Here is an 11,164-nt window from a genome sequence, read left to right on the forward strand (position 1 = left end):
CCCTCTTGATGTTTCGTCAGGCGCTCACATCTTGGCGTAGCGCGCGCGGGCGAAGCAGAAGATGCCGTAGATGATGAGCCCCGCACCGACGATCCAGAGGATGACGGGGCCGAAGGGCAGCGCTGCCAGCGCGTGGAGTGCGTCGTCCAAGCCACCGGCGGCTTCCGGGTCGTGCGTGAAGGCGGCGACGACGAAGAGCACGCCGGTGACCGCGATCGCGATCCCCTTGGCGATATAGCCGACCACGCCGAAGGTGACGATGCCCGGCCGCGTCACGTCGGCCGGCAGGTTGAGACGCTTCTCGAACGCACGGGTGACTCCGCGGATGATGAACGCGACGCCGATTCCCAGGACGAGGAGACCGACGAGGACGAGCAGGAAGATCCCTCCACCCGACGCGAGCAGACCGGCCGTGAACGACTCCGTCGAGTTGGAGGAGTCCGACTCGCCGCCCAGGGCGTAGATGAGCGCCGTCCACGCGATCGCGATGTAGATGACCGCGGTGCCGACGTACTTGATCCGCAGGCCCCACTTCTTCTTCGTGTCGGGTTCGCGCTCGAGGAAGGCCTCGGCGATCTGCCAGATCGCCAGCGCCAGCAGGCCGATCACGATGATCCACAGCAGCAGTACGCCGAGGGGCGCCTGCCGGATCCGCTCCATGGCGCCGCCCTGGTCGGCGTCACTTCCGCCGCCACCGGTCGCGATCGAAATCGCGACCCATCCGAGGACGATGTGGACGATGCCGAGAACGATGTAGCCGATGCGCGCGATCGTTTCGAAGACAGGCGATCGCTGCGCCGCGGCCGCGGCTTCCTTGGGAGTGGTGGTCATGATCGAACCGTATCCAGAGGCTGATATACCGGGCAGGGGCTTGATTTCGCCGCGGGGTTCATGCTTGCGTCGCCGGTTCGTGTCGTGCCCGCACCGCTCGGCGGTCGCGGAACGCCTCGACGGCGCACCACACCAGGCAGGCAACGGCGATTCCCTCCAGCAGCCCTGCGACGATGTCGCTGAGCCAGTGCGCGTGCAGATAGCCACGTGCCCACATCATCCACACGACCCACACCACACCGCCCACCCAGACGTACCAGCGCCGGAGCAGGAGGCCCAGGATGACCGCCATGGTGGTGGCCACTGCGGTATGCCCCGAGGGGAATGAGGTCGCGACGCTCTCAGCGAGCGAGTCGGCAGGGCGCACCCGACCGACGATGTAAGACATCGGCGCGCCGATCGCGACGACGACGATGACGGCGAGCGCGAAGGTCGCGGCATCCCACTTTCGCTTGAAAGCCAGGAAGACGATCACCACCACGATCCCGAGCACGAACCCGCCGATGGTGCCGCCCACGATCGAGGGGATCCAAGCGATCAGCACTCCCGCGTCGGTGAGCGTGGCGACCATGAGGCCGTGCCACCACACGTCGATCGGCAGCGGGTCGTGGCCACCGAGGGCGACCACGACGCGAAGGATGACGAACGCGACAGTGGCCGAGAGCCCGACGATGAGCGCGATCTGGCGACGCGGATCCGGTTCGGCCGACGGTCGAAGATCTGCGGACGGACGTGGTGCGACGGGTTGGGTGTCGGTCATGATGCTTCCTCGGTGTCACTCGCGTCTTCCGCCGGCACCCGGATCGTGAGCGCCTTCTTCTCGACCCAGGTGCGGATGGCGACGGTCTCGCCGAACTCGTCGCCGTCGAGCTCGAGCTTCTCGGGGCGGCTCAGCGTGATCGTGAACTTCTCGCCCTTCAGGTACGCGAGCGCATTCACGTCCTTCGTGCGCATGCTCCGACCCACCCGGGTCTTTCGGAGCACCCCGTTCTCCCAGAAGATCTTCACGAGGGTCTGCGCCCAGGTGAAGAGCGTCTCGGGTCGCATGAGCGCGATGTCGAGGCGACCATCGTCAAGGGTCGCGTCGGGGAGCAGCTGGATGTTGCCCTGGAGCATGCCGCAGTTGCCCACGATCACCGTGTGGGCTTTGGCCGATCGATTGCCGCTGCCGTCGAGGTTGTAGCGGAGGTGCAGCAGGTCGGTGTCCCGCAGCGCGAGACTGAGCGCCTTGATGTACGCGAGCCAGCCGATCTTCGCCTTGAGGTCTTCGTCGGTGCGCGCGAGCATGTTGGCGTCCAAGCCGAAGCCGGCCATCACGACGTAGGCGTGCGTGTCGGTCTTCTTGTCGGCGCGACGGACCTCCACCACGCCCAGATCGATCTTCCGGTCCTTGCCGGTGAACGCCGAGCGGACCGATTCCTCTGGGTCCTCGAGTTTCAATTCGAGGTTGCGGGCGAGCAGGTTGCCGGTGCCGGACGGGACGAGGGCCAGAACGACATCGTGCTCGCGCACTGCCTCGGCCACCGCACGCACCGTGCCGTCGCCGCCGGCCACCAAGATCATCGAGACGTCCTCGGCGAGCGCCTTCTCGGTCGCGCCCTGCCCAGGATCCTCCTCGGTCGTCGCGAACCAGAGCGATTCGCCCCACCCGGCGGCGCCCTGTTCTTTCGCGACCGTGGCCTTGAGAGCATCCAGGTCCACCTTGATGGGGTTGTAGACGACCGCAGCCACCCGGGTCTTGGTCGACGCGTGTTTGGTGGTCGTCTCGCCGCTCATGACTTGCCCTTCTTGGCGTCGAGTTCGCCGGCGATGTCGGGGACGAAGCGGAAGTCCTCGAGCGGCGGTCGGTCCTTGTCGCTCGCCTTGGGGCGATCGGGGATCGAGACGTCCTCGTGGTCGAGATGCTTGTACGGGATGCTGCTCAGCAGGTGAGTGATCGTGTTGAGGCGCGCGGCGCGCTTGTCGTCGCTCTCCACCGTCCACCACGGCGATCCGTTGGTGTCGGTGACGGCGAACATCGCGTCCTTCGCCTTCGAGTAGTCCTCCCACCGCAGGATCGACTCGAGATCGGTCGGCGACAGCTTCCACCGCTTGATCGGATCGTTCAGCCGCGCCGCGAACCGGTACTGCTGCTCCTCATCCGAGACCGAGAACCAGTACTTGATCAGGATGATGCCCTCGTCGATGAGCATGCGCTCGAGGGTCGGCGTCTGCTGCAGGAAGCGCTGGTAGTCCTCTTCGTCCACGTAGCCCATGACCCGCTCGACGCCCGCCCGGTTGTACCAGGACCGGTCCATCAGCACGATCTCGCCCTTCGTGGGGAGGCGTTCGATGTACCGCTGGTAGTACCACTGCCCCTTCTCCTTCTCGGACGGCTTGTCGAGGGCAACCACCCGGGCGTGCCGGGGATTCAGGTACTGCATGATCCTCTTGATCACGCCGCCCTTGCCTGCGGCATCCCGTCCTTCGAAGATGACGAGCACGCGGGTGCCGGTGGATTCGACCCAGTGCTGCATCTCGACGAGCTCGATCTGCAGCCGCTCCAGCTCCGCCTCGTAGACCTTCTTGGACATGCGATCGACGGAGGACTTCAAAGACGCCTTCCTCGACATCAGATCGTCCGCGATCGTGCTGAGTGAGTCCCCATGTCATACCCCAATCGATTCTCGGCGCTCGGGTCGCCGCCATGCTCACACTATGGCGGGGCTGGAGATCGCCGGATGGGCTTGACAAACAGGTCACCGGGACGATGCTGCTCGAGATCAGCGCACGCCCCGGGCGTAGGCTTCGAACCATGACCGACCTCCCCGTGTTCACCCTGGAAGATCTCGAGCGGATGCCGCGCGCCGAGGTGCCCGAATGGAACAACGACGCCGCCGTCGCGCTCGGTCTGACTGCCGTCGCGGTGATGCGCGAGCGCGGGCTCAACCTCGCGGTGCGGATCATCGTGTCGGGCGACGTCGTCTTCGTCGCGAAGCTCGGCACCACCGGCCCGGGCAACGATCCGTGGCTGCGCGGCAAGGCACTCGTGGCCGAGCACTTCGGCGAGCCGTCGCTGCTCGTGCGCCGGCGCCACGAGGCGACGGGCACCCCGTTCGAGTCGCGCGACGATGTCGACCACGGGTCGATGCGCGCTCACGGGGGGTCGATCCCGATCTTCGTGGCCGGCGTCGTGGCCGGGTCGATCACGATGTCGGGCGAACCGGATGTCGTCGATCACGACGCCGCCGCCGAGACGCTGCGCCGCTACCTGGCGCGCTGAGTCAGCGCCCTCGGCGCTCCAGCGCCGCATCCGACGCGGTGTCTTTCGCCGCGAGGCGGTCGAGGGAGTCCGCGAGGTGCGTGATCACGTCCGCGGCGGTCTCCGCCTGCGTCGTCGAAAGAGTCTCGATCACGTCGATGAGCGCCGAGTGGTGCGCTTCGTAGGCTTCGTCGACTCGGCGCACCGCCTCCTCCGTGGGCACGAGATAGTGCGCGCGCCGATCGGTCGGATGCTGCACGCGGGTCAGGTAGCCGCGCGCGACGAGTCGCTCGACGACGTTCGTGACGGTCGCGCTCGACGTGTCCAGCATCACGATCAGGTCCTTGGGGCTGAGATCCCGCTGGTCGCGCGTGCCCTGCACCAGATACCGGATGGCAGCCAGATCCAGACTCGAAAGCCCGGAGAGTCGCTGCGCACGTTCGGCCTGCATTCGCTCGGCGTTGCGGAAGTGCAGGATGGCGCGACTCAGTCGCTGGCCTTCCGGCGTGCGGGGTTCATCCGCGTAGAGATGCTCACTTTCATGGCGCACCACGGTCCTGGGCATCCGCTACCTCCTTGGGACAGGATCAAGTTCCGCTCACACTCTAACCGAAAACTCGTCAACTTTGCTACTTGATATCTCACTTGGTGTGATACATACTTTCCGTGAATGATACCGAATAAGGGATCATTCGGGTGTTCTCTCATCGGAGCGAGCAAGAGGGGAATGGAACCGTGGGACTCCTGTATTACGGATTCGAGTCACAGCCCGCCGAAATGCCTGATCGGGTGCTCGCGCACCTGAAGCTCGTCGCGACGACGAAACTGCGCCGCGGCGAGAGCTTCACAGTGACGTGGCGGCACGCCAATGGGAGCGCGGAAGGACGTACTTCGCTCTGGATGCAGCCGGCGATTCCGCTGCGGTTCGTCTTCGAGGCATCCGAACCGGAGGCGCTCGACCCCGAGTACCTCCACGCTCTCGCCAATGCGGCCAACTCCGTCAACGGCATCATCCTCGAGTGGGAGAACCCCTGCAGCGACGACAGCGCGGTCGCCGCGCACGCGAGTTCTCACCGCGAGCTGGTCGCCGCCTGAGGCCGCGCCGCCTGACGCTGCGCCGCCGGGGCTGATCACTGAGGCGACGGTCAGTTCCGGACGGCGGCCGTCCCGAGGTGGCTGGCCGCGAAGTCTCGAATCGCGGACGCAACGGTGCGCGGCGCCGAGTACTGGACGAGATGGCGATGGCCGGGCACGGTCACCAGCAACGCGGTGCGGGCGCGGTCTCGCAGCATCCGACACCACTCCATCCCGGCGATCGTGTCGTTTCCTCCCCTGATGATCAGGAGAGGCATCGTGAGAGCGGCGACGTGGCGCTCGGTCCGGTACTCGAGCATCTGCCGGACCTGGTCCAGATACCAGCGGGGACCGCACCGCAGGTAGTCGGTGAAGACGATGGCGTTGCCGGAGATCGGCTCCGCGAGACTGTCGACGGCGAGGGCGACCGATTGGGCCGCGACCGTGCGATGCCGGCTGTCGCAGACGGGGCCGATGGCAACGACGAGAGCTGCGAGCTCCGGGCGCTGGGCGGCGAGCTCGACGACCCACTGGGCTCCCATCGAGTGGCCGATCAGCATCGCCCGGCCGACCTCGATCCGGCCCAGCGCGACGGCGAGAGCACCGGCCATCTCCGGCACGGAGGGCGACCTCCCCGGCTTCGGCAGTCCGCCGAAGCCAGGGAGGTCGATCGAGAAGACGTCATTCGTCGTCGCGAGTTCCGCCTGCAGTCGGTCGAGGTACCGGTGCGACACTCCGACGCCGTGGACCAGCACGATCGGCTCCGCCCCCGGCGCTGGCGCTGGCGCTGGCGAGCGAGCAGATCGCACCCGGAACGTGAGGTCGCCGACTTCGATCAGCTCTTCCCGCGCGTTCACCTGCTCACGGGCGTGCGATTCTCGGCACTCACCATCCAGGCGTACTGCTCGAGCTTCTCGAGGATGGCATGCAGGATGTCGGCGCTCGTCGGGTCTTCGTCGTCGACGTCGTCGTGGACCTCGCGCACGGTGCCGATGGTGGCTTCGAGCCGCACCGTGATGAGGTCGACCGTCTCGGCGGTGTCGATCTCGCCCTGCGGGTACTCGGGCAGGGTCGTCGTGGCGGCGACCGTGTCGCTGCGTCCGTCGGGCACGGCGTGCAGCGCGCGCATCCGCTCCGCCACCGTGTCGCTGAACTCGCGGGCCGCCTCGATGATCTCGTCGAGAATGCGGTGCGTGTCGCGGAAGTTGCGGCCCACCACGTTCCAATGCGCCTGCTTGCCTTGCCCCGACAGCTCGAGCAGGTCGACCAGGACCGCCTGCAGGTTGTCGCCGAGCGCCTTCGTCGCGACGAATCCCTTCTCGGCGTTCTGACGTCTCGTGGTCTTGGCGCCGGTCCCGCCAGGCGCCGTCCGCTTGACCGTCGTCGAACCCGCGCTCTTCGTCTTCTCTGCTGTCGCCATGATGTGGTCCTCTGCTTCTCGTTGGGGATGGGTCTGGTCGGGGCTGTCGCTGGAGGTCAGGGCGACGGGATGCCGCCGTTGACGTTCAACGTCTCGCCGACGACGTAGCTGGATTCGGCGGACGCGAGGAAGACGTAGGCGGGGGCGAGTTCGGCGGGCTGGCCCATTCGCCCGAGCGGGGTGTTCTCGCCGAAGTGCGCGATCTTGTCCTGCGGCTGCCCGTCGGTCACCTGCAGCACGGTCCACACCGGTCCGGGCGCGACCGCGTTCACACGGATGCCCTTCGGCGCGACCTGCTGCGCAAGCGCCTTCGTGAAGGCGTTGATCGTCGCCTTCGTCGAGGCGTAGTCGATGAGGATGTCGGACGGCTTGTACGCCTGGATCGAGGTGGTGTTGATGATCGAGGACCCCGGCTTCAGATGCGGGAGCGCGGCCTTGGTGATCCAGAACATGGCGTACACGTTCGTCTTGAAGGTGTCGTCGAACTGCTCGTCGTCCAGGGTGGTGAGGTCTTCGTTGAAGATCTGCTTCCCGCCGTTGTTGACGAGGATGTCGATCCCGCCGAGCTCCTCGACGGTCCGGTCGACGAGTGCCCGGCAGTACTCGGCGTCGCGCAGGTCACCGGGGAGCTGGGCGACCGTGACGTCGGCGTCGCGGATGATTCCGGCAACGCGCTGGGCATCCGGTTCCTCGCTGGGGAGGTACGACATCGCGACGTCTGCGCCCTCTCGGGCGAAGGCGATCGCGACTGCTGCGCCGATCCCGGAGTCGGCTCCGGTGATGAGGGCCTTGCGTCCGGTCAGCCGACCGGTGCCGCGGTAGGTGTCTTCGCCGAGGTCCGGTCTCGGATGCAGCTTCGCGTCCAGCCCCGGCTCGGGCTGGTGCTGCTTCTCCGGCTGGATGTCGCGGTACAGCGCGGTCGGATCGGTCAGGGTGTACTGGTCTCGTGTCACCCGACTCACGGTAGGTCAGGGCACCGGGTTGCTCACGGGGGTTGATTTCACCCGCGGATTGCGCAATACCGGCACACTGGCCCCTTCGCGCGCGCTACGGCGTTGCGGAGGCCGACGGCTCCGGGCTCGGCGATGCGGGTGCCGTCAGGTCGGCGATCGCCTTCTCGAATGCGGCGATGGTCGCGGCGTCAACGACCCCGGTGGGCTCGACGCCCAGCTCGGTCTGGAAGGCGATGAGCGCCTCGGTCAGCTCCGGGGTCCAGGTGCCGTCCACCGGTCCGTCCCAGAACCCGACCAGCTTGAGGGTCTGCTGCACCGCGGCCGTCGTTGCGAGAGCTTCCTGGGTGGCGGCGCCACCCAGTGCCAGAAGCTCTGCCTGCAGCGCGGCGGCGGTCGCCTTGTCGACCGTGCCGGTGACCGGCAGCCCATTCGCCTCCTGCAGGCCCTCCACGGCCGCGACCGTCGCGGGTCCGTACACACCGTCGACCGGGTCGGTGTAGCGGCCCGCCGTGGCGAGGTCGGTCTGCAGCGCCGTCGTGTACGCGCGCACCGCCGCCTCGGCCTGCTGCTTCTGCTCGTCGGGGACGCAGCCGGCATCGACGAACAGCCGCAGCCATGCCATCTCGAGCGCTACAGCGGCGCTGTTGAAGTGCTCGGATGCCTCGGCCAGCGGTGTCTCGTCGGTGATCGCGCCCTGCGCCGCATCGAAGTCCGCCTCGGCCTGCTCGACCCGGTCGACGGTGGCGGCAGGAGCCAAGGGCGTGGCGCTCGGCACCTCGGTGGCGACGACGGAGGGCGAGCCGGAAGGGCCGGCCTCCGCGCGGGCCAGCGCCGCCTGGGCGTCGACGAGCTCCTGCTGGGCGACGGTCAGCGCCTGCTGGGCGTCGACCGCGGCCTCGGCGGTGTCGAAGGCGCCTTTGCCAGGCTTCGCGAGGTCCGCGCCGGCCGCCGTGACGTCACCGACGGTGGGTGCGGTGGCGGTGATGACATCGCCGTAGCCGTCGAGGGCGACGATGTAGTCCTTGCTCGCGTCGCAGAAGGCGCCCGACGCCGCCGTGAAGTCGGCCTCCGCCTGTGTCAAGGCCTTCTCCTTCGCGGTGACCTGGGCCTTGGCCCGGTCCACGCCGCTGCTGTCGGAGCAGCCGGCCAGCCCGACGGCGGCGAGCGTCACCAGCACGATGGCGGCTGTCCTGAGCCCCGGCATCCTCGACGATTCGGTCCTCACGAGTGCCTCCGATGTCAGCGCGGAAAGTTCTGCCCCATCATGGCATCGTCGTGCAGCCAACCGCCGAAGGCGGGGGTGTCGCTCGACCGGTCAGGCAGAGCGACGCTGGGGCAGCAGGTCATCGACGAGCGCTTCGACGCGACGGCGGATCTCGTCGCGGATCGGCCGCACCGCCTCGATGCCCTGCCCGGCCGGGTCATCGAGCACCCAGTCCTCGTAGCGCTTGCCGGGAAAGAACGGGCAGGCATCGCCGCAGCCCATCGTGATCACGACATCCGACTCCTGCACCGCCTCGACCGTGAGGATCTTCGGAGTGTTCCCGGCGATGTCGATGCCGTCTTCTGCCATTGCCTCGATCGCGACCGGATTGATCTGGTCTTTCGGCGCGGAGCCGGCCGAGAGCACCTCGATGTCGCCGCCCGCGAGCGCGGTGAGGTACCCGGCGGCCATCTGGGAGCGTCCGGCGTTGTGCACGCACACGAACAGCACAGTGGGCTTGTCGGTCATGGCATCTCGCTTTCCTCACTAAAAGCATAGACCAATATCTATCTATCGAGTCAGCTCAAGCAGGGAGCAGCTCGGCGAGGAGCACCCGCACGCGCGCTTCGATGTCGTCTCGAATGTCCCGCACCGCCGCGAGGGGCTTGCCGACCGGGTCGTCGAGCTCCCAGTCCAGGTAGCGACGGCCCGGGTAGATGGGACAAGCGTCGCCGCAGCCCATCGTCACGACGACGTCGGCGGCGCGGACCGCTTCGTCGGTGAGTGGCTTCGGGAACTCCCCGCCGAGCGGCACGCCGATCTCGTCGAGCGCGGTGACGACGCTCGCGCGCACCGCGTTGGCCGGCGCGGAGCCGGCGGTCCGCACCAGCACCCGGTCTCCGGCGAGCTGCCGGAGGATGCCGGCCGCGAGCTGCGAACGACCGGCGTTCTGCACACACACGAAGAGCACCTCGGGGATGCTCGATCGGGTCGCCTGGGACCGCGCCAGCGCGTCGAGTCTGGTGGTCGCGAACGCGGCCGTGCGGGACGCGAGCAGCGGCGCCGAGCTGTTCGCGCTCAGCAGCTCGTGGCTCTCGGTGACGTAGCGGTCGACCGTCTCACGGCCGAAGGTGCCGCGATAGCGCTCGGCGAGGTCGTCGACGATCCGGGTGAGATCGGGTTCGGCATCCGGAGTCGCATCGTCGCCGATCAGCGCGTCCACGCGGCCTGACTGGCGCGGGTCGAGCGAATACCAGACGCGGCGACCCTCCGGCTGCCGGATGACGATCCCCTCGGCGGCGAGCGCCTTCATGTGGTGGCTCACGGTGGGCTGCCGCAGCCCGAGCACCCCCGCGAGGCGGCCCACGAGAGCACGACCGTCGTCCGAGTCGCGGATCAGCTTCACGATCCGCGCCCGGGTGGGGTCGCCGAGGACGGTCAGTTCGCGAGAGCCGGAACCAGCATCCATAGACCGCAGTCTATGCGCCTGCCGCCGCGACAGCCCTGATCAGTCGAGGCCGTTGACCGTGCTGCGCCGCTCGATCAGGACGGTGTCGCGCCACTGCCCGGCGTGCGGACCGAGCCTCGATCGAGCGATCCGCTCGCGTCGCCCGACGATGTGGAAGCCCGCACGTTGGTGCAGGCGCAGGCTCGCGACGTTCTCGGGGAAGACGCTCGATTGGATCATCCAGATCCCCGCGGCATCCGCAGCCGTCACGAAGGCGTCCAGCAGTGCGTGCCCGACGCCGTGCCCTCGCGCGTGCGTTCCCACATAGACCGAGTGCTCGACGACGCCCCGATACACCGCTCGAGACGAGACGGCGGATGCCGCGACCCAGCCCTGCACCTCACCGCCGGCATCGGTGGCGACCAGCCGTGGTGCGGGCAGCTTGCCCGCATCGAAGGTCTCCCACGTCGGCGTCTCGATCTCGAACGTGGCTTCGCCCTCGGCGATGCCCGCGGCGAAGATCTGCTCGACGACGGGCCAGTCCGCGGCATCCATCCCTCTGATCTGCGTCATCAGCAGCAGCCGCCCGCGCTGCCTAGGTCGGTGGAGCAGACACCGGTCGCAGGCAGCACCAGCTCGACGTTCGCGGCCCCCGCGGTGTCGCCCGCCAGCCACGCGGTCACCGAGCGCACCTGCTCGTAGCCGGTGGCGAGGAGGAAGGTCGGAGCCCGCCCGTACGACTTCATGCCGACGATGAAGAAGCCCTTCTCGGGATGGGTGAGCTCGCGGAAGCCGTGCGGCTCGACCGTGCCGCAGGAGTGCACGTTCGGGTCGATGAGGGGCGCCAGGCGTTTCGGAGCCTCGACGATGTCGTCGAGCTCGAGCCGGATCTCGCGCAGGATGCCGAGGTCGGGGCGGAACCCGGTCGCGTTCACGACGATCTCCGTGGTGTGGGTGGCGACCTCGCCGCGTCGATGCCCGATCAGTTCTACAG

14 protein-coding genes and 1 pseudogene are annotated in these 11,164 nt (G+C 67.9%); 2 read left to right on the forward strand and 13 right to left on the reverse strand.

What is annotated here, in order from left to right:
* Positions 1-24: 24 nt before the first annotated feature.
* Genes AC1DVT_RS13310 through ppk2 form a run of 4 tightly spaced genes read right to left on the reverse strand, consistent with a single transcriptional unit; the run spans position 25 to position 3,425 of the window.
* Positions 25-831, reverse strand: coding sequence for a DUF1206 domain-containing protein (locus AC1DVT_RS13310; protein ID WP_457101931.1), 807 nt, complete (start codon positions 829-831; stop codon positions 25-27).
* A gap of 58 nt (positions 832-889) precedes the next feature.
* Complete coding sequence (locus AC1DVT_RS13315; RefSeq protein WP_477389534.1) at positions 890-1,591, reverse strand: phosphatase PAP2 family protein; 702 nt, start codon at positions 1,589-1,591, stop codon at positions 890-892.
* A complete protein-coding gene (locus AC1DVT_RS13320; protein WP_477389535.1) occupies positions 1,588-2,607 on the reverse strand; it encodes a diacylglycerol/lipid kinase family protein in 1,020 nt (339 codons plus the stop codon). Before AC1DVT_RS13320 ends, AC1DVT_RS13315 begins: the two co-directional genes overlap by 4 nt.
* Entirely contained in the window at positions 2,604-3,425 is an 822-nt protein-coding gene (ppk2, locus tag AC1DVT_RS13325) for a polyphosphate kinase 2 (RefSeq protein WP_477389536.1), read from the reverse strand. Before ppk2 ends, AC1DVT_RS13320 begins: the two co-directional genes overlap by 4 nt.
* A gap of 200 nt (positions 3,426-3,625) precedes the next feature.
* Between ppk2 and AC1DVT_RS13330 the strand changes: the two genes are divergently transcribed.
* Positions 3,626-4,093, forward strand: a complete 468-nt coding sequence (locus AC1DVT_RS13330) for a heme-binding protein (RefSeq protein ID WP_477389537.1) — start codon at positions 3,626-3,628, stop codon at positions 4,091-4,093.
* Position 4,094: 1 nt separating this feature from the next.
* On the opposite strand, the gene AC1DVT_RS13335 is transcribed toward AC1DVT_RS13330, so the two are convergent.
* Positions 4,095-4,637 carry a MarR family winged helix-turn-helix transcriptional regulator gene (locus AC1DVT_RS13335; protein WP_477389538.1) on the reverse strand — a complete coding sequence of 181 codons (543 nt, stop codon included), beginning with the start codon at positions 4,635-4,637 and terminating at the stop codon, positions 4,095-4,097.
* Positions 4,638-4,807: 170 nt separating this feature from the next.
* Between AC1DVT_RS13335 and AC1DVT_RS13340 the strand changes: the two genes are divergently transcribed.
* Positions 4,808-5,167 (forward strand): DUF7882 family protein, encoded by a 360-nt coding sequence (locus tag AC1DVT_RS13340; RefSeq protein WP_477389539.1) that lies wholly within the window; start codon positions 4,808-4,810, stop codon positions 5,165-5,167.
* A 50-nt stretch (positions 5,168-5,217) separates the two neighbouring features.
* Here AC1DVT_RS13340 and AC1DVT_RS13345 read toward each other — a convergent pair whose 3' ends face one another.
* From AC1DVT_RS13345 to AC1DVT_RS13380, 8 genes and pseudogenes are all read right to left on the reverse strand, one after another.
* Positions 5,218-5,901 (reverse strand): alpha/beta fold hydrolase, encoded by a 684-nt coding sequence (locus AC1DVT_RS13345; protein WP_477389540.1) that lies wholly within the window; start codon positions 5,899-5,901, stop codon positions 5,218-5,220.
* A 98-nt stretch (positions 5,902-5,999) separates the two neighbouring features.
* Complete coding sequence (locus AC1DVT_RS13350) at positions 6,000-6,566, reverse strand: Dps family protein (RefSeq protein ID WP_477389541.1); 567 nt, start codon at positions 6,564-6,566, stop codon at positions 6,000-6,002.
* Between the two features lie 56 nt (positions 6,567-6,622).
* Positions 6,623-7,519 (reverse strand): SDR family oxidoreductase, encoded by an 897-nt coding sequence (locus tag AC1DVT_RS13355; protein ID WP_477389543.1) that lies wholly within the window; start codon positions 7,517-7,519, stop codon positions 6,623-6,625.
* Between the two features lie 94 nt (positions 7,520-7,613).
* The gene (locus AC1DVT_RS13360; protein ID WP_477389544.1) at positions 7,614-8,744 is read right to left on the reverse strand and encodes a peptidoglycan-binding domain-containing protein; all 1,131 of its coding nucleotides are present in this window, start codon (positions 8,742-8,744) and stop codon (positions 7,614-7,616) included.
* Positions 8,745-8,834: 90 nt separating this feature from the next.
* Entirely contained in the window at positions 8,835-9,251 is a 417-nt protein-coding gene (locus tag AC1DVT_RS13365; RefSeq protein WP_477389545.1) for an arsenate reductase ArsC, read from the reverse strand.
* Positions 9,252-9,306: 55 nt separating this feature from the next.
* Positions 9,307-10,191: a metalloregulator ArsR/SmtB family transcription factor gene (locus AC1DVT_RS13370; RefSeq protein ID WP_477389546.1), complete on the reverse strand. Its 885-nt coding sequence runs from the start codon at positions 10,189-10,191 to the stop codon at positions 9,307-9,309.
* Positions 10,192-10,230: 39 nt separating this feature from the next.
* Positions 10,231-10,743, reverse strand: coding sequence for an N-acetyltransferase family protein (locus AC1DVT_RS13375; protein WP_477389547.1), 513 nt, complete (start codon positions 10,741-10,743; stop codon positions 10,231-10,233).
* A pseudogene (locus AC1DVT_RS13380) lies at positions 10,743-11,164 on the reverse strand (flavoprotein); the annotation flags it as partial. The pseudogene AC1DVT_RS13380 and the gene AC1DVT_RS13375, both read right to left, overlap by 1 nt.

Source organism: Microbacterium sp. P2_F9 (assembly GCF_056403635.1).